At 42.7% G+C, this 17,435-nt stretch carries 15 protein-coding genes; 11 read left to right on the top strand and 4 right to left on the bottom strand.

Going from position 1 to position 17,435, the window contains the following annotated elements; all coding sequences use genetic code 11:
• Positions 1 to 31: 31 nt before the first annotated feature.
• Positions 32 to 2,350, bottom strand: a complete 2,319-nt coding sequence (locus ACYQ2M_RS17610) for a DUF4214 domain-containing protein (protein WP_459917685.1) — start codon at positions 2,348 to 2,350, stop codon at positions 32 to 34.
• A 515-nt stretch (positions 2,351 to 2,865) separates the two neighbouring features.
• A complete protein-coding gene (locus ACYQ2M_RS17605) occupies positions 2,866 to 3,066 on the bottom strand; it encodes a hypothetical protein (RefSeq protein WP_459917684.1) in 201 nt (66 codons plus the stop codon).
• A gap of 181 nt (positions 3,067 to 3,247) precedes the next feature.
• Between ACYQ2M_RS17605 and ACYQ2M_RS17600 the strand changes: the two genes are divergently transcribed.
• The 11 genes from ACYQ2M_RS17600 to ACYQ2M_RS17550 all read left to right on the top strand — a co-directional run bounded on the left by ACYQ2M_RS17600 (position 3,248) and on the right by ACYQ2M_RS17550 (position 15,037).
• The gene (locus ACYQ2M_RS17600) at positions 3,248 to 3,457 is read left to right on the top strand and encodes a hypothetical protein (RefSeq protein ID WP_459917683.1); all 210 of its coding nucleotides are present in this window, start codon (positions 3,248 to 3,250) and stop codon (positions 3,455 to 3,457) included.
• A 325-nt stretch (positions 3,458 to 3,782) separates the two neighbouring features.
• Positions 3,783 to 4,694: an alpha/beta fold hydrolase gene (locus tag ACYQ2M_RS17595; RefSeq protein ID WP_459917682.1), complete on the top strand. Its 912-nt coding sequence runs from the start codon at positions 3,783 to 3,785 to the stop codon at positions 4,692 to 4,694.
• Between the two features lie 238 nt (positions 4,695 to 4,932).
• Positions 4,933 to 5,214 carry a hypothetical protein gene (locus ACYQ2M_RS17590; protein WP_459917681.1) on the top strand — a complete coding sequence of 94 codons (282 nt, stop codon included), beginning with the start codon at positions 4,933 to 4,935 and terminating at the stop codon, positions 5,212 to 5,214.
• A 433-nt stretch (positions 5,215 to 5,647) separates the two neighbouring features.
• Positions 5,648 to 5,896: a helix-turn-helix domain-containing protein gene (locus ACYQ2M_RS17585; protein WP_459917680.1), complete on the top strand. Its 249-nt coding sequence runs from the start codon at positions 5,648 to 5,650 to the stop codon at positions 5,894 to 5,896.
• A complete protein-coding gene (locus ACYQ2M_RS17580; RefSeq protein ID WP_459917679.1) occupies positions 5,889 to 7,130 on the top strand; it encodes a type II toxin-antitoxin system HipA family toxin in 1,242 nt (413 codons plus the stop codon). The genes ACYQ2M_RS17585 and ACYQ2M_RS17580 overlap by 8 nt, the downstream gene beginning before the upstream one ends.
• Before the next feature lie 42 nt (positions 7,131 to 7,172).
• Positions 7,173 to 8,069 (top strand): phosphorothioated DNA-binding restriction endonuclease, encoded by an 897-nt coding sequence (locus tag ACYQ2M_RS17575; RefSeq protein ID WP_459917678.1) that lies wholly within the window; start codon positions 7,173 to 7,175, stop codon positions 8,067 to 8,069.
• A gap of 166 nt (positions 8,070 to 8,235) precedes the next feature.
• Positions 8,236 to 9,255: a DUF1848 domain-containing protein gene (locus ACYQ2M_RS17570; RefSeq protein ID WP_459917677.1), complete on the top strand. Its 1,020-nt coding sequence runs from the start codon at positions 8,236 to 8,238 to the stop codon at positions 9,253 to 9,255.
• Between the two features lie 403 nt (positions 9,256 to 9,658).
• Complete coding sequence (locus ACYQ2M_RS17565; RefSeq protein WP_459917676.1) at positions 9,659 to 11,437, top strand: TolC family protein; 1,779 nt, start codon at positions 9,659 to 9,661, stop codon at positions 11,435 to 11,437.
• The gene (locus ACYQ2M_RS17560) at positions 11,424 to 13,037 is read left to right on the top strand and encodes an efflux RND transporter periplasmic adaptor subunit (RefSeq protein WP_459917675.1); all 1,614 of its coding nucleotides are present in this window, start codon (positions 11,424 to 11,426) and stop codon (positions 13,035 to 13,037) included. The genes ACYQ2M_RS17565 and ACYQ2M_RS17560 overlap by 14 nt, the downstream gene beginning before the upstream one ends.
• 4 nt (positions 13,038 to 13,041) lie before the next feature.
• Positions 13,042 to 13,782, top strand: a complete 741-nt coding sequence (locus tag ACYQ2M_RS17555; protein WP_459917674.1) for an ABC transporter ATP-binding protein — start codon at positions 13,042 to 13,044, stop codon at positions 13,780 to 13,782.
• Positions 13,769 to 15,037 carry an ABC transporter permease gene (locus tag ACYQ2M_RS17550; RefSeq protein ID WP_459917673.1) on the top strand — a complete coding sequence of 423 codons (1,269 nt, stop codon included), beginning with the start codon at positions 13,769 to 13,771 and terminating at the stop codon, positions 15,035 to 15,037. The genes ACYQ2M_RS17555 and ACYQ2M_RS17550 overlap by 14 nt, the downstream gene beginning before the upstream one ends.
• Before the next feature lie 224 nt (positions 15,038 to 15,261).
• Here ACYQ2M_RS17550 and ACYQ2M_RS17545 read toward each other — a convergent pair whose 3' ends face one another.
• Both ACYQ2M_RS17545 and ACYQ2M_RS17540 read right to left on the bottom strand, forming a co-directional pair.
• Positions 15,262 to 16,593, bottom strand: coding sequence for a hypothetical protein (locus ACYQ2M_RS17545; RefSeq protein WP_459917672.1), 1,332 nt, complete (start codon positions 16,591 to 16,593; stop codon positions 15,262 to 15,264).
• A gap of 79 nt (positions 16,594 to 16,672) precedes the next feature.
• Complete coding sequence (locus tag ACYQ2M_RS17540; protein ID WP_459917671.1) at positions 16,673 to 17,299, bottom strand: lytic transglycosylase domain-containing protein; 627 nt, start codon at positions 17,297 to 17,299, stop codon at positions 16,673 to 16,675.
• Positions 17,300 to 17,435 lie beyond the last annotated feature (136 nt).

The following is a 17,435-nucleotide window of genomic DNA, read 5'->3' as shown; positions in this document are numbered from 1 at the left end:
CCAACAATAATTGCTGAATTGCAGAACAAGTTTACAATGCATCTACAACAGCTTTTGCATCATCAACGGTTGTATCGTCATGGGTTACATTTTTAATAATGTTAATAAAAAAATCGAAGTCACCGGTAAAATTAAAAATTTTATCAGCAACGTAATTTGATACTTTTACTTTGTTGTTAAATTGATCCTGGGCATTACCCATATTGACAAGTTCCTGGGCCGCATTAATCAATGAAAAAATAACCTCCCCCCTTGATTTACCGCTGATAAGTTCTGCAACCCAGTATGCGATACCATCTGGATCATCAACTATAGTTTTGCCCAGTGTGTTTTCATAAATATGTTTAATAAATTCTAAATTCGAATCCAGACTAGAGCCAAAATAATTTTTTGCACTGTCTGTGCTGAGCATCACATTGGCGGTGGAAATCATGTCCGGTTGATTTCCTTGCCAATAAATATTTCCTTCTCCTTCAGATGCTCTGCCAAAAATAGCGACATATAGTTGTGAAATTTGGGTTTGGACTATTTTGTCTGTTGGGAATAATACCGTCAGACCGGATTTCAAAAATTTATTTGCTTCCAGCATGCGCCATGGTAAATAACTTGTACCGGAAAGAAGTTTTCCTGTGCCCAATGCCTGCAAGCATAAATTCCATGATCCTTTTAACGAATTCCAATGAATTTCATCGTCATCGCTCATTCCAAAAGATTCTACATTTCCCAAGGGGCTGAACATATCCTGAAAAAGTAAATAGTCAAAAAGCGTTGCAAACTCTTTGGGATAGTCCGATGAAATCATTGCTGCATAATGTGGTGCGATCACAGGATACCCCATGACAGCCACTCCATCAAAATTTGCTTTGTTATGCCCGCCAAGTCCCCACGCTGCATAGTATGATGTATCTCCAGATATAGTATTCGGCTCTGGCTTCGTTAAAAACCAAGGCTCTGGAGCTTCAGATGCGCTCGGCTCTGGCTCCGGTAAAAGCCAAGGCTCTGGAACTTCAGATGCGCTTACTCCAAAAAAGCCATAGGAATCATAATAGTGTCCCAGAAAATAATTTATCTGCCTTTCAGCTGCCTGTTTACGATAGATATTCCAATTATTACCCCAAGCATCTGTTTTATCCATTTTAAAAAAAAGATTGGCCATTTCATCGTTGAAACCAGAGCCATCCCATGTAGGTATACAACTTTCTTTTTCTACCTTGCAGACATTGCCAGTGGAGGCAGCATATGCCAGGGCCATGATAAATGTTTCAGATCCAAAAACATCCCATCTATTTTCAATAAGATCCCAAGGCGCTATTTTTATTAATTCATTTTTTGCATAGCCATGGGAAATAGAGCGAGTATCTCTTTCTGTCAATTCATTCCAATCAAACGCATTAATCATCTCTTCCAGAGATGCAGTTGAAATATTCAGGGACTGGCATGCCATTATCGTTGAAATTAAGCTTATAACGCTATCAATGGTTGAATATTCAGTTGTTTCAGCGATATCTCCATTGATCAAAAAATGAGGCAGCAGACCGTTATGGGTGGGCAGTGTAAGTATATTGTCTTTAATGCTTTCAATAATAGATCTCGCAGAGTTTTCCTCAATAAACCCTAAGTCATAAGCAACAGCTGTGACCAGAGCAAATGCACCCGTGGCTTGAATTGCAGCATAATCATTTATCGGCCATCTGGCTCTGTCTCTTAACAAGCCTGTTTTGTTATCATAGCATTGTGTTAAATGACCATATGTGTATAGGAATGTAGCGGTGGCAGTATTAAGACCTTCTGGCAATTCATATAAAAAACAAAGCTTATTGACAATAGCATATCCCTTGCCATCAACAATTAAATTAATTGATTTTATAGAGGTTGTCGCAGGTATGGTAACCCTAAGTGTTCTTTTTCCCCAATCCAGATCAAATGTCTCAGAAAAAAGAGTCAAATTGTTTTCATCTTTGCATTCAAGTTTTATTTTGCCGTAAGCATCTGTGATTTGAATTTCAATTTCGTTAATTTGTGGTTGAAATTCTTTTTTAATGTATTGTCCCAAGGGGTAATTCAGGTCTAATGTTTCAGGTTCTGTCATCTTGTGCACAAGACTTGTCCAAATACCCGCCCAACCTGAATTGACTGTTATCGTAGCATTACCACCCCCCAATTCAACTAAAAAATCGCCATCGCCCATTGTTCCACGATCAGTGCCAATCCTTGAATAATACCACTCTTGAGTTACTGATGATGTGGCTGTATAGTCATCAATAATAATTTTAGATGAAGCTTGTGCATTTGGATTGGATAGAACTAAAAGCATAAAACTTATTGATAAAGCAAAATAAATTTTTTTCATCTTCCCCCCCCCTAAAAAATAATAATTTTGTTTTGGCAAAATATTTCATTTTACCATTAATGTAAGGGATTTATTCACAATATGGACCACTCTGGAATGGGGTCAGACTTGCTTTGACACTTATGTTTATACAGTCAGTAGACTAAAAACATATTGGCTGTTAAAAAATCAGTTGCTAATACCACATAGCCTGATCCCATTGGCCCATCAATTATTATGGGTGGCCCACGTTACGACCAAGCCCAATGTAAGTTATCCATATAAAAGCAAGAATATTCAGTGATTCCTTTACATATCATTGAAATGAAACTTTAGTTAGTCCGGATTGTTGAGAATTTATCGAAAAATATATGAAGTTACGAAAAATATTATATATGTAATTTGCCATAGCATTATGAGTAGTAATTTGCAAATGTTTTTTTTGATGACTATCAATACAAATTAATTTACACATTGGGCGCCTAAAAAAAAAATGCTTAAAAAGAAATTTGGTCATCTATATCAAGGCTTGTTTTTTAATTTTGATCCGGGGTAAAGAATGAGATCAAAGATACATCAAAAAACATTTTAAAAGGATAAGGCTCATCTCGGGTTTGGGGTCTTTTTTGTGATTGTTCATAATAATTTGAAATCATATTGAATAAATCCGTTATTCCAGTGCGCAAGCCCTTGCCATATTTAAAAAAAATGGGGAAATTTGCTGTTTGCCCTTGCATTTTATAATGCTATCCTTAGCTTAAAAATTATAAATAAATGCTTTTCAATGAAAAAAATCATCTCTTTTAATTCTTATAACCGCCACGGGCGGATCTTGTTCTGACCTCGGTCTGCCCACGACAAAGCATGCAAAAATTTCCAATTGATCGGGGTTTTATTATAAAAAAAAAGGAGAACATTATGAAACTAAATGAGTGTGTCCCCCAGAAGATATCCAAGTTAATGTTTTCATCATTGCTTATGCTGGCTGGTGTGGTGCTTATTATAATTGGAATCACCTTGGTACCAATTATAGGGTTTGTCTTAGCTGTTCCCGTTATTGGTTTATCCATTTATGTTTTTAAACTTCATTTAAATGAAAAGTGCGAAATTGATATGTCCTCAAAATAATTGCTTCCTGTGTTTAAATCATAACTTTAAAGGCCTTTTGATTGATACAATCAAAAGGCCTTTTCTTTTTGATGGCAGTTGTAATTAAGATGAATGTTTACGTTTTTTTGCACAAAAATTCATTGATCTCTGATGGTTCAAGCCTTGGATCATAAGAATCTATTTACATTCTGTACGGAAAGACGGAGCGTCTTATCAAATCTTGTTGCCTTTTCAAACTGTTTTTAATAGAAAGATCAGATCAGCCACCATTTTCAAGGAGGCCCAGGACTGTATAAAGTCCTTTGTAGGTTATGGATGATGAAACACTAAAAGGAGTTATATAATGCCAAAAGCAACCACGAATGGTATCCAGGTAGAATATGAGACGTTTGGAGACAAATCTTTCCCATCGGTATTGTTAATCATGGGCTTGTCTGGTCAATTGATTCATTGGCAAAAAGAATTTTGCATAAAACTTTCAAATCAAGGATATCATGTCATCAGATATGACAACAGGGACGCCGGTTTATCAACAAAATTCAAGGAATTTACTTTGAAAAAGACCATGGAGAACATCGGGGCTTGTCTTATGAAAAAAAAAGCTTCTGTCCCCTACAGTATTGAAGATATGGCAGATGATGCGGCAGGACTTCTTGATTTTCTGGATATTCAAAAAGCCCATATCTGTGGGATGTCCATGGGCGGATTTATTGCACAGACATTTGCAATAAACTATCCAGATCGCATTTTGAGCCTCACCTCCATATACAGCAATCCCGGTAACAGGAAAGAATATCAACCGACACAAAAAGTCTCGGAATTCATGCTGTCACCCGTACCGTCAAATCGTGATGCCTACATTGAACAGATGGTAAGCTATTTTAAATTGATTTCCGGATCAGGGGTTCCCTTTGACGAAGATTTTCATCGAACCTTGGCAGGCCAATCCCATGATCGTTCTTTCTGTCCGGAGGGTACGGCAAGGCAGACCCTTGCTATTTTAACCCAAAAAGACAGAGGGGCAGACCTGGAAAAATTATCCATCCCGACTCTTGTCATCCATGGAGATGATGACCCGGTGGTTCCATTGCCAGGCGGAAAAGCCACGGTTGATGCAATCCCAGATGCTGAATTGAAAATAATCAAGGGAATGGGCCATGCCATGCCCAATTTGCAGGCATATTGGACTGAGATTTTAGATGCAATGGTGTGTCATATGGGCAAGGCCGTTGAAAACATGACAAAAAAAGAATAAGACGTGCGCTGCTAGGACTGGCAGCGCTACTCCAGCCGTCAGGATATAAAAATGTACATGGGCGGTATTACGAGCTCTGTGACGTTCAACCATTTTTGCACCTGATTGATATGGCGGAAAAAATGCATTTAGGCAAGAATACTCAGTTGAGGTTGGGTCTGATTCGTATGAATTGTTCAAAGATGGAGCTGAATCATATAGAAAAAACTGTCCGGCCGCCTTTGTGGATGAAAAGTAAATGAAGCAGAAGCGACCCGTGGAGATGAAGCCCTATCTCTTAAAAGCCTTTCTGGCTACCTACGAAGGCATGATGGGCGGCAAGCGAAATTATCGCCAAAAAAACAAAAATGATGGGGATCTTCATCAAGATTCAGATATTTTCACTTACTTCATTTTAGATGAAATTGAAAAAGATAAAAAAAGTGAGAATATTGATGATTTTCAGATAGATCATGATCCATATTCGACCGGTGAAAAGAATTTCGGTGAAGATGATATCAATGAAGATGAATTTCTTTGAATTGAGGCGGGGTCTATGAGAATAAGGTTAAGATTTCACCAATCCTTTTCTTTTGACTTTGAGTCGATTATCACCCACAATCAACTCAATATTTGAGGCGATTAATCAATTAAACGACTCAGATACCCATTCAATTATTTTACTGATTTACTGAAAAAAATGATGATCAAAGCGAAATTCTGGAAGGCCTTTGCCCAGACTCGATTTAATGAGAGGCAGACAAGGGTCATTAACAGGTTACTTGATGCCGGTCCTGTCCGTAAATATTCCCCATCGGGAATAATTATCTTGATATAGTCCAAAATATCTAATATATTCCCGAACGGGAACATCCAAATTATAAATATCTGCATGCCCGATGCTTTGCATATCCATCCAAGTAATATTTGTAAATTTTCAGGGTCAACACAAAAATTCCATAAAAGGCTATCCCATGGACACAAAAACAATCGGAATGCTTGTAAGAAAAGCAAGAAAAAGACAAAAATTTACCCAGGCGGAAGCTGCAGGATACCTGAATGTGGGTATTCGTTTTTTATCTGACCTTGAGAATGGAAAATCCACAGTTCAGATGGAAAAAGCACTTCAGGTATTAGAAGGGGTGGGATATAAAATTATGATTATCCCTAAAAGCAAATACCAATTGATTCGGCATATTGAGGAAAATTTAGATAATGAATAATTTACAAGTCTTCGTAAATCAATCCAAAGCCGGTGAGTTGTGGTTGGATGATAAGGGGCGATTTTGCTTTCGCTATTGCAAGGCATGGCTCAATGCTCCCTATGCCCAGCGTCTTTCTGTTTCTCTACCATTAAGAGAAGATCCATTTTTAAAGGACGCGCCATACACATACTTCACAAATCTTCTACCTGAAGGAACAATTTTGTCCACATTATCCAGAAAGCTTGGCATCGCAGAAAATGATTATTTTGGGATGTTAAAAGCAATTGGAGGAGATTGTGCCGGGGCAGTCTCATTACATCCGGAAGGTATGGCACCCCCTGAAAATGGAAATTATATATATGAAACACTGACAGAAGCACATTTACTTAAGAAATTAAATGAATTAAAAGCCAATCCTTTTTTGGTTATCGAAGAGAGAAGAATGTCCCTGGCTGGAGCACAGGAAAAATTGCCGGTTTATCTTAAAGGTCAACAAATCTTATTACCTTTAAATGGCGCACCCTCTACACATATAATTAAAACCCCCATTGAAGGTCTTCAAGGAACTATCACCAATGAGGCTTACTGCATGATGCTGGCCAGAAAAATGGGACTGGAGGTTCCTGAAGTTAAAATTCATCGCATAGGCACATTATCTTTGTATTTGATCCGTCGCTATGACAGAATGATCATGGCCGACAGTCTTGTCCGTCTGGTCCAGGAAGACTTCTGTCAGGCATTGGGTGTGAATTCCCAACAAAAATATGCGCTGACATTACAGGATTGCTTTGAGTTGATAAGAAAGGAATGTTCAGACCCCATTACTGATTCAAAAAAAATGCTTAAATTATTTTTTTTTAACGGTTTAATCGGAAATGCAGACGGGCATGCAAAAAATATCTCTCTTATCCATGATCTAAAGGGAACCAGACTGGCCCCCTTTTATGATTTATTGTCAACACACATCTATCATGATTTTGGGAAAAGAATGCCAGGAAAGATAGCCGGAAAGAAAAGAAATTTTCTTCACCTGAAACAGGAACATTTCAAAACTTTTGCCCATGAATCAGGATTTAAACCTGATCTTGTCATTAAGGTGGCAATGCAAATGGCCGAAAAAATTCTTGTGGCTTCAAAAGAGACCACTGCAGAATTTAAAAGTCTTTATAACACCGTTTCCATCGTAGATAAAATTAACAGTGTCATAAACAATCATGCAAAAACAATCATGCATGAACTGCGGGATTCTTAATTTTAAACGAAATCCCGGAAAAACTGGTGGGTTCCGAAAATAATGGATATCATTACAATAAAATCTATCTTCGATAAAATTACAATGTGGAAAAAAGGGGGCCAAAGAGCACCTCATAAACCGCTATTAATTTTATACGCTTTGTCCCAATGCATTCAAAACAATAAGAGATTTATCAGTTTCTCTGATGTTGATCAAAAATTAACGCAGATGCTGAGCGAATTTGGGCCGACTCGGAAAAGTTACCGCCCGGAATACCCTTTTTGGAGACTACAGAATGATGGGTTTTGGGAATTGACGAACATAAAAAAAATGACTTTTCAAGAAGGTAATACGGATGCTAAGAAAAGCGAACTTATTAAATATAATGTTCATGGTGGCTTTACAAAAGAAATATATGATTTCCTTATGTCGAACCAGAGTGTAGTCCCTGAGATAGCTGAATCAATTCTAGAAAAAAATTTTCCGACTTCAATACACGAAGACATTTTACAAGCAGTTGGCCTCGACCTTGAATTTGAAAAAAATATCAAAAGAAAACGTGACCCATATTTCAGGGATAAAGTTTTAAACGCCTATGAGTATAAATGTGCAGTTTGTGGGTTTAATGTGCGGGTTGGCAATTCTTTAGTAGCACTTGAAGCAGCACATATTAGATGGCATCAAGCAGGTGGGCCTGACAGTGAAGAAAATGGTATGGCATTATGTGCATTACATCACAAACTTTTCGACCGCGGTGCTTTTACACTAACAGATGAAATGAGAATCAATGTTTCTGATAGAGCCAATGGTACAAAAGGGTTTGATGAGTGGCTTATGGCCTATCATGGTAAGGAATTATTGAAACCCCAACGACCTTCCTATTATCCAGGCCCTCAACATGTTGCTTGGCACATTCGTGAAGTTTTCCAAGGTTATGGCCGACATAATGCAATTTAATAATTGCGGTACTGCTGTCCAGGATAAAAATGGTTGGAAAAATTTGAAGCAAGGGAAAATATTATCCTTACCATGAACGTAAAATAAACCGATGCAATATTGCTTAGATGGCAATTTCCTCAGGCAGTATTAACCGAGGCCCAAAGAAAAAAAGCAATGAGTATTGATGAGCATTAAATGGCCCACAACACGGATTGACACCCCCCAAGGATCGAAAACGGCGATTGCCCCCTGGATTATATCCGCCAGCAGGGCAACGGATATCCCTGCCTACTACAGCGAATGGTTTTTTGATAAACTTGAAAAGGGCTATGTGCAGTGGATCAACCCCTTTAATCGGCTAAAATCTCAGTATGTTTCCTTTGCCAATGTCTGCGCCATTGTTTTCTGGACCAAGAACCCGAAACCCATAATCCCTTTTTTAAAACACCTGAAAGAACGTGGTATTGCGTGTTATTTTCAATTTACCCTTAACGACTATGAAGCAGAAGGGTTTGAACCCGGCGTTCCAGAGCTGAAGCAGCGCATTGAAACCTTTATGGCCCTTTCTGACATCCTTGGAAAGGAGTGCGTCATCTGGCGATTCGATCCCCTGCTTCTAACAGACCAGACAGAGCTGGATCTACTTATTTCAAAAATAGATGGGCTTGGGAAGCTCCTTAATCCATTTACAGAAAAACTGGTGTTCAGTTTTGCAGATATCAAAAATTATAAAAAAGTAACGAATACTCTGAATAAAAAAGGAATCAGGTACCGTGATTTTGATGCAGCTTCCATGACGGATATGGCCCGGAAGATCAGTGAGATAAATAAGCCCTGGGGGTTGAAACTTGCCACCTGCGGTGAGGGTATTGATCTTGACAGGTTTGGAATTGAGCATAACCGGTGTATTGATAATGAACTGATACTGCGTATCACTGATGCACCGGGCAGGAGGGTGATGTTTGAAGATTTCCTCGGATATGAACGACAAGGTGATTTGTTCGTTGATGAAAAAACGTTTAAAACAAAAAATCTTAAGGATAAAGGGCAGAGAAGGGAATGCGGTTGCATTTACAGTAAAGATATTGGGAGTTACAACACATGCGCCCATGGATGTGTTTACTGTTATGCCAACAGTTCTCCTGCATTGGTTGAAGCCAATCGATTGAGAATCCGAGTTGAAAATTCATCGCTGGTTCCCTGAACTTCCTAGATATTGTAGGCATTGTCTGCTTCTCGCTGGTTTGATTTTTTTTCATAATTTATTATTTACAGTAACCGTTTTTTTAAATTCCATGCAATCATCCCATGCCTATTGTAAATCATCGTGTTTTAAAGAAAAAAAGAGACAGATCTATTTTTTAAAGTGCATTAACTCTCCAAATGTGAGGCGTAGCCGATCTTGTAACCAAGCCCCATTGGAATTTTGGTTAATGTCGTGGTTTGGTTGGAGAGTATCCCGTTTTTTAAAAAACACAATAAACTGTAGCTTTTGCCATTATTTTTGGTTATGAAAGGCCAGTGATTTTAGTTTATAAGGAATATACACTATTTTGGGTTTTTCCACCGCGCAGCGGTCTCGTCCAACAACCTCTACACGGGATGTTATGAAAAAAAATATTTGCATAGTTGCAGGATTGATATGGAGTGCAGCCGTAATTTTAACTGGCTGTCAGACCCCAGGGACTTTCAGAACCCATGTGGACCAAGAGGCCCAACGCATTATCAATGTAAAACAGGTGCAGGTTCTGGGCAAAAAAACGGATTTCAGCCTTGAAAAGCCCAGTAATATCCTGCGTCGTCAGATACTTGAACAGTCCTCTTTACCGGTTGCCGGCCCCGCCTCTTTGGGTTCGGATAAACTGCTGCCTGTGGCACATTGGCCTGAAGCGGGTTATCCGGCTTCGTCTGCTTCCCAGGAACAGGTTTCCTATGACTTGAATACCCCGATTCCCATTTCTATTGTAAAAGCCCTTCAAATCGGTGCCCGGAACAATTTTGATTTTATGACCCAAAAAGAGGCCGTATTTCAGTCTGCCCTGGCTTTATACCTTGAGCAGGATGCCTTTCGCACCAGCCTTATCGGTCAGATACAGAGCATGGTAAGTTCGGACAATTCCCAGGCACCTGCCCGGGAGGGGGTCCAGAGCAGTGGAACGATCACCGGAACCCGACAATTTGAAAACGGAATCAATCTCTCCTCAGCCCTGGCTGTGGATCTGGCAACCCTGCTTGCCTCAGGTACAAACTCCTCTTTTGGGATTAAGGCGGATGCCAGCATCTCTATTCCCCTGCTCAGAGGATCAGGCAGACACATTGTAACGGAGCCCATGCAACAGGCCGAACAAAACCTGGTGTATGCCATCCTTGAGTTTGAACGGTTCAAGAAGAAATTTGCCGTGTCCATTGCCAGGGACTACCTGAACATTTTAAAACAAAAAGATGTGGTAAAAAATGCCTGGGAAGATTACCAAAGCAGAATGATTTCGTCCCGAAGAAGCAGACGTCTGGCTGAAGCGGGCCGGTTAAAAGAGATTGAGGTGGACCAGTCAGTTCAGACCGAACTGGTTGCCCGCCAGGGATGGGTGTCGGCCCAGGAGCAATACAAAAAGCAGATGGATACATTTAAAGTTCTGTTGGGCCTGCCGCCGGATACGGACATCGATCTTGACCCGGAGGAACTCAACCGTATTGCAGTGGAGCCGGAGAGGGGGGCAGGCCCCCTGGAGCTGCCTGAACGAAAGGCTGTTGAGATGGCCTTAAAAAAACGGCGTGACCTGCAGGTTATTACGGGCAAGGTATTTGATGCACAACGGGCGGTGGTGGTGGCGGCAGATGCGCTGGGGGCAGAACTTACTTTCCTGGGATCTGCAGCCATTGGAGAACGGCGGACCATCACCACAGCTGATCTTGAAAACGCCCGGCTGCGAACTGACAAAGGCGTGTTTTCAGCGCTGCTGACCCTGGATCTTGGATTTGACAGGACCGCCGAGGCTGTGACTTACCGCAACAGTTTTATCCTGCTTGAACAGACGGTACGCAATGCGCAAAGGCTTGAAGACACCATCAAATTAGAAATTCGCAGTCGGCTCAGAGAGCTGCTGGAAGCCCGGGAGACACTGGTCATCCAGGCCAAGTCTGTGCTGCTTGCGTTAAAACGTGTTAAAAGCATTACCTTGTTTATGGATGCAGGAAGAGCCCAGACCCGGGATCTTTTAGAAGCACGCGATGACCTGCTCGAAGCCCAGAACCGTCTGACATCGGCCCGGGTAAATTATAGAATAGCAGAGCTGGAAATCCAGCGTGACATGGGACTTCTCGTTGTGACCGATGCGGGGTTGTGGCAGGAGTATTCACCGGAGGCAAACACCAATGTTGAAGAATAAAATAGGTATCTGGACATCTGTTACTGTTGTTGTCGGCCTTGGCATGGCCCTGTTTTTTTGGGGGAGCAGATCCACTGATTCACAGATTGATATAACCAAATCTGCCACCTTTATTGTCACACCCGGTCCCCTTACAGTGGATATTGTTGAGTCAGGAACCATCAATGCCAGGGAACAGATCATTATTAAAAATGAGGTGGAAGGAAAGACCTCGATCCTTTATCTGATTGCAGAAGGAACCCAGGTTAAAAAGGGAGATCTTCTGGTGGAACTGGATGCCAGCTCCCTTGTGGATGCAAAAATCGACCAGGAGATCAAGGTACAGAATGCTGAAGCTGCCTATGTCAATGCCACTGAAAATCTTGCCGTGGTGGAAAATCAGACGAAAAGCGACATTGACCTTGCCGCCCTGACCCTGGAATTTGCCAAACAGGATCTGAAAAAATATATAGACGGCGAGTATCCCAATGAACTTCAAAAGGCCCAGGCAGAGATCACCCTGGCAGAAGAGGAGCTGACCCGGGCAAGGGATACCCTGAAATGGTCCCAGACCCTGAATGATGAAAAATACATCTCTTTGATCGAGCTTCAGGCAGATCAGTTGTCGGAAAAGAAAAAAGCCTTGGATCTGGAGCTGGCTAAAAACAACCGGGATCTTCTGGTCAATTATACCTACAAGCGAAACCTTGCCCAGCGCCGGAGCGATGTGAGTCAGGCACAGATGGCCATAGAGCGGACCCGCCGCAAAGCCAGGGCAGATGTGGTTCAGGCCGAGGCAGAACTCAAGGCCAGAAAGGCAGAGGATCAGCGGCAAAGAGACAAATTAAGCAAGATAGAAGAGCAGCTTGGGAAAACAAAAATTCTCTCCCCCGCTGACGGGCTTGTCATCTATGCCACCAGTGCCCAGGGCGGCGCTTTCCGGCACAATGTCGAACCGCTTCAGGAGGGCCAGGATATAAGGGAACGCCAGGAACTGATCTATCTGCCCACAGCCAATTCAAGCAATGCCGCCATCGCTATTCATGAATCCAATCTTAAAAAGGTAAAAGTGGGTATGCCCGTGGTTGTCACCGTGGATGCGCTGCCCGGCAAACAATTTACAGGCAAGGTTGCCCATATTTCCCCCCTGCCGGATGCCCAGAGTTTCTGGATGAATCCGGACCTGAAGGTCTATACCACCCAGATATTTCTGGACGGAAATGACAGCGCCATCCGCACCGGCATGAGCTGCCAGGCAAAAATTGTGGTAGAAAGCCATGATTCTGCCCTGTTTGTGCCTGTCCAGGCGGTGCTGCGGGTGAACAAAAATCCCACGGTATTTGTTTATAATGGATCGGCGTTTGAGCCCAGGCGTATCGAAACCGGTATGGACAACAACCGGATGATCCATGTGCTCAAGGGACTTGACCCTGGTGACAAGGTATTGCTGACACCACCGCTTAAAACCGCCGGAGTGGATTACCAGGTGCCGGAAAAAGATGCATCTGACAAGGATGGTGGGCTCCCTGAAGTTGGCTCAAAGAAAAAATTATCCGACATGTCACCTGAAGCGCTAAAAAACATGAAAAGCCGAAGGACCAGACAAAAGGCGGCTGAATAATCCCATGGAAACCATTTTACCACATACGGGACAGGACATTGTCGTCAAGCTTGAAAACGCCCATAAAATTTATACCATGGGCAGTCAGAAAGTTTCAGCCCTGGGGGGGGTCAATATCTCCTTTTCCCGGGGAAGCTTCTGGGCCATCATGGGATTCAGCGGTTCAGGCAAAAGCACAATGATGAATATTATTGGATGCCTTGATCGACTCACCCATGGCAGGTACCTGTTTAATGGAAAGGATATCAGCGCTCATGGGGATGATGCTTTAAGCGATATCCGGTTAAACCATCTGGGTTTTATATTCCAAAGTTTTAACCTGATTCCCCAGTTGACCGTTCAGCAAAACATTGAGTTGCCGCTTTACTACCTGGGCTGGGATGCGGCCAAAAGTGCAGCCCATGCCCATGAACTGGCGGCCATGGTTAGCCTTGAGGATCGCCTGAATCATCGTCCTACAGAACTTTCCGGCGGACAGATGCAGCGGGTTGCCATTGCCAGGGCACTGGCCACAAATCCGGACCTGATTCTGGCAGACGAGCCCACTGGTAACCTGGACAGCAAAACCAGCCGGCAGATCATGGAACTGCTGACATCTTTTCACAACGCCGGCAAAACCATTATCATGGTTACCCACGAATCCCACATTGCTGAATATGCACAAAACCGGATTTACATGAAAGACGGGCTTATCGAACAGATTGAAGGGAAACAATTTGAAGGTAAAAATCATGCGACAGATTAAACTTTTCAGGGAACTGGCTTCAGGTATCCAGACCCTGATGCTTCATAAATTGCGGTCTTTTCTGACCATGCTGGGCGTGGTTTTCGGAGTGGGCAGTGTCGTGGCCATGCTGGCAGTGGGCGAAGGGGCCAGCATGGATGCCCTGGAACAGATCAAAAAACTGGGCAGCAACAACATCATCATCTCTTCGGTCAAATCTTTGGAAGAAGAATCCACCAGTACCACACGATCTTTTCTCAGTATTTATGGCCTGACCTATCAGGATCATCAAAGAATAGGGGAAAGCTTTTCAACCGTTAAAAAAAATGTGCCGGTAAAACTGGTTCGCAAGGAATCAAGGCTTGGACAGAATTCTTTGGAACTTCGGGTGGTGGGCACCAGTCAGCAATGGTTTGAGGTGGTCCCAAGAGAACTGCTTGGCGGCCGGATTTTGAACCAGGCGGACATGGATAAGCAATCAGCCGTTGTAGTGCTCACAGAATTCGGTGCCAGAAAGCTACTTGCTGGAAGCAATACCATCGGTCAAACCATCCGGATCGGGGGAGACAGCTTTGAGGTGGTCGGTATCATTAAAAGTGAAACCAGCCAGGGCGGGGCCATGCAGATCCCGGACAAGGAGATTGACGCCTATGTGCCCATCACCACGGCCAGAAGCTATTTCGGTGATATAACCATGAAGATTTCATCCGGATCACGGCTCAGAGAAAAAGTTGAACTTCACCAGATTGTGGTGCAGGTGAATGACACCGCCAACGTGGAACCCACGGCGGATGCCATTGAACGGATGATGACCCTGTTTCACAAGAAAAAAGATTATCAGATCAATGTACCCCTGGCCCTGCTCAAACAGGCCGAGGCCACCAAACGGACCTTTAACATTGTTTTGGGCTCCATTGCCGGGATAAGCCTGCTGGTGGGGGGAATCGGGATTATGAACATCATGCTGGCATCGGTAACCGAGCGTATCCGGGAGATCGGTATACGCCGGGCAATTGGTGCCCGGCGCAGTCAGATTATCATTCAGTTTCTCATTGAGGCGGTGGTGCTTTCAACCATTGGCGGTTTCATCGGCATTGCGCTGGGGATAACCATTCCCTGGCTGATCACCCTGTTTGCAAAAATGCCCACCGTCATAACCCCCACAGGCCTGCTTTTGCCCTTAACTGTGAGTATCGGCATCGGCATCATATTTGGACTGTATCCGGCTGCCCGGGCTGCCCGGGTTGATCCGATCATTGCCCTTCGCCATGAGTAAATAAATGGAATAACAATCGCCGCACATTTTAAATCCATGTCCTGTTGATGCTAAGTGAATTGATTTTCCCGGGCGAAAACACACTCCCAGAATTTATTTTTTGAACAAACACCCTGTTAAACAAGCAATGAAATCAAATACTTTAGCAATTAACGAGCAATAACAAAAGCCTGCCCCCGTTTGTTGCAACAATAAGGTCATAAAAGATGCGGAGTCTTCAACTATTAATTGCTTCGAAAGATGAAATTGCTAAGTTCAAATCCAGTCTGGGAGCCGGTATGATTAAACTCAACACGGGTGACTCCTGCGGGTATCTTCACATTGACTGTTTTGCCCCCGGCAGGTCCCCACTGGTTCAGGAATTCTTTATAAAATCCATTCCTCTGCTCCTTGGTGGTGGTTTGTTTCACCGTTATTTTCACGGGTCCAGCCGTAATATTTAATTGATTGCGGGTTTGGGGGGTTCCAACGTTCTGATCATTCCAGAAATTAAACAAGAGAACGCCTCCTTTATTGTTGGGCAGGAGTACCCGGCCAGATGCATAACCGCTGAATTCCTGACCTGAAACGGAATCATGCAGGGTACGGCCGAAAATTTTGCAGACGGCACCTCGCCGGTTTACCCGCTCTTCAAATGAAAACACCAGGGGGACACCCTTGGTAAAAGTCAGCTGGGCTATTTCAATGCCAGATTGTGATCCAGAATTGTTAAAATTAACCTGAGTTACCTCTTCAGGCACTTGGATGATGACACGGGAACCACCAGCCGGACCCCATTGGTTTTTAAATTCCTGGTAATCTTCCACCAAATCCAGTGAGGAGGTATACTGGGTAAAGGTCTCTTTGAGATGACCGGCAGTTATATTGATTTTATTCAAAAAAGAACTGCACCCCATCTGCTGGTCGTTGTATACTCTGAATGTCAGGTATCCACCGTAACCGTGGGGAAGAAAAATAGTACCGCTCTGATATCCGTAAAACAGCTCTCCGGTTTTACTTCCCTTGAGTATGCGTCCGACTTGAATAATGGGGTTCCCCGGTGCCCGGATCGGTTCATTTTTGTAGCCCTTGGTAAGAAAGGTATAACCTCCGGTAAACCTTAGATGAGACAGTTCGATGCCGGTGGCACTGCCCCTGTTGTGAAATCTGAAGGAAGATATCCCCGGTGGAATACCCAAAGTTATACGGTTGATTCCAGCTGGACCCCATTGGCCTTTGAATTCCTTGTACTCTTCCAATAACTGATTTTTGGTGGAATAGCTGGAAATTTTTATGACCCTGCCCCCCAAGGTCGTATTGAAAAAATTGGTATGAGCCGTACCGTTGATTTGCATGTCATTCCACAAAGAGAAGGTGAGCATTCCCCCCCGGTTGTGGGGCAAAGAGATGGATCCCGATGAATACCCGTAATAGTGAGTGCCGGTTGTGCTCCCGGTGAGAACTCTGCTGACATCAATCGTGACCCCACCTTCCTGGATTGATTTACTCATAACAATTTCCGGAAAAAAGGAAACAATCCATGATATCAGGAAAAACACAACGAACTTAATTCGCATCTCAATCCTCCTTCCCGAACATTAAAATGGTTTCTCTCAAAATCAAACAAACCATGGTGTGAATTTATGAATGACGAGTTTATTCTTGGAAAGAAATTCTATTTTTCTTTTTTAACAGATAAAGAAAGTAACCATTTACTTTCCCGATTAAGTTCAGAGTTTCTTTATAAGGTGGCGGAGAGTTATTTTTAATTGTTTTTTCACCCGCATTCCAAGCGGCAACGACGAGATCCAGCCGTCCGTTGAACTGAAAATTGTATTTTGCGATCAGGTAGCATGCCAACAGCAGGTTTATTGCCGGTTTATATAGATCGTGTGGTTTAAGGTTTGTTAATTCTTCCTGGGAGACATAATGAAAGGGATATCTGGTTTCGGCCAATTCTCTGGCAGCCTGAAGTCCGGTCGAATATATGATTTGTGTCAAGCCCCGGGCATCTTTTGTTGATTTTGCTTTTGTGTTGGCGGAGGACTCAGCAACTATAAGTGCCCTAATGAAATCTGAATCAACGCGATACCCAGGTTTAAAATAGTGTAGTGAGCTGAAGTGTTCTATCAGTTTTTCATGACGGGAAAGTTGCTCATATATTGAAGGGGCTATCTTTACATGTTGATATTTTTTGATGAATGAATCTAGATCCTGGGCAGCCTGAGTGGTTCCAGGAAAAACAAAAAGTATAAGGATTATGAATGTGAATATCGGTCTCATAAATTAAAATATACAACATGTTAAAGACGGTAGTCAAGGTTGACTTTTAGTGCCAGCAATTCATGTCGATCCTGGCTTGTAATTTCCTTTTCTTTTTCCATGGTCGCGTAAATCTCCTTGTGTTAAAGTTGTCTTA

It is taken from the genome of Desulfocicer niacini, from assembly GCF_054657595.1.
This window is presented reverse-complemented; position numbering and strand designations above follow the sequence as displayed.

Coding starts and splice junctions, on each gene's coding strand:
- ACYQ2M_RS17580 (WP_459917679.1), top strand. CDS start 5,889: ATGAATAATTTACAAGTCTTCGTAAATCAATCCAAAGCCGGTGAGTTG.
- ACYQ2M_RS17605 (WP_459917684.1), bottom strand. CDS start 3,066: ATGCAAGGGCAAACAGCAAATTTCCCCATTTTTTTTAAATATGGCAAG.
- ACYQ2M_RS17585 (WP_459917680.1), top strand. CDS start 5,648: ATGGACACAAAAACAATCGGAATGCTTGTAAGAAAAGCAAGAAAAAGA.
- ACYQ2M_RS17600 (WP_459917683.1), top strand. CDS start 3,248: ATGAAACTAAATGAGTGTGTCCCCCAGAAGATATCCAAGTTAATGTTT.
- ACYQ2M_RS17590 (WP_459917681.1), top strand. CDS start 4,933: ATGAAGCAGAAGCGACCCGTGGAGATGAAGCCCTATCTCTTAAAAGCC.
- ACYQ2M_RS17560 (WP_459917675.1), top strand. CDS start 11,424: ATGTTGAAGAATAAAATAGGTATCTGGACATCTGTTACTGTTGTTGTC.
- ACYQ2M_RS17610 (WP_459917685.1), bottom strand. CDS start 2,350: ATGAAAAAAATTTATTTTGCTTTATCAATAAGTTTTATGCTTTTAGTT.
- ACYQ2M_RS17565 (WP_459917676.1), top strand. CDS start 9,659: ATGAAAAAAAATATTTGCATAGTTGCAGGATTGATATGGAGTGCAGCC.
- ACYQ2M_RS17575 (WP_459917678.1), top strand. CDS start 7,173: ATGGATATCATTACAATAAAATCTATCTTCGATAAAATTACAATGTGG.
- ACYQ2M_RS17545 (WP_459917672.1), bottom strand. CDS start 16,593: ATGCGAATTAAGTTCGTTGTGTTTTTCCTGATATCATGGATTGTTTCC.
- ACYQ2M_RS17550 (WP_459917673.1), top strand. CDS start 13,769: ATGCGACAGATTAAACTTTTCAGGGAACTGGCTTCAGGTATCCAGACC.
- ACYQ2M_RS17595 (WP_459917682.1), top strand. CDS start 3,783: ATGCCAAAAGCAACCACGAATGGTATCCAGGTAGAATATGAGACGTTT.
- ACYQ2M_RS17540 (WP_459917671.1), bottom strand. CDS start 17,299: ATGAGACCGATATTCACATTCATAATCCTTATACTTTTTGTTTTTCCT.
- ACYQ2M_RS17570 (WP_459917677.1), top strand. CDS start 8,236: ATGAGCATTAAATGGCCCACAACACGGATTGACACCCCCCAAGGATCG.
- ACYQ2M_RS17555 (WP_459917674.1), top strand. CDS start 13,042: ATGGAAACCATTTTACCACATACGGGACAGGACATTGTCGTCAAGCTT.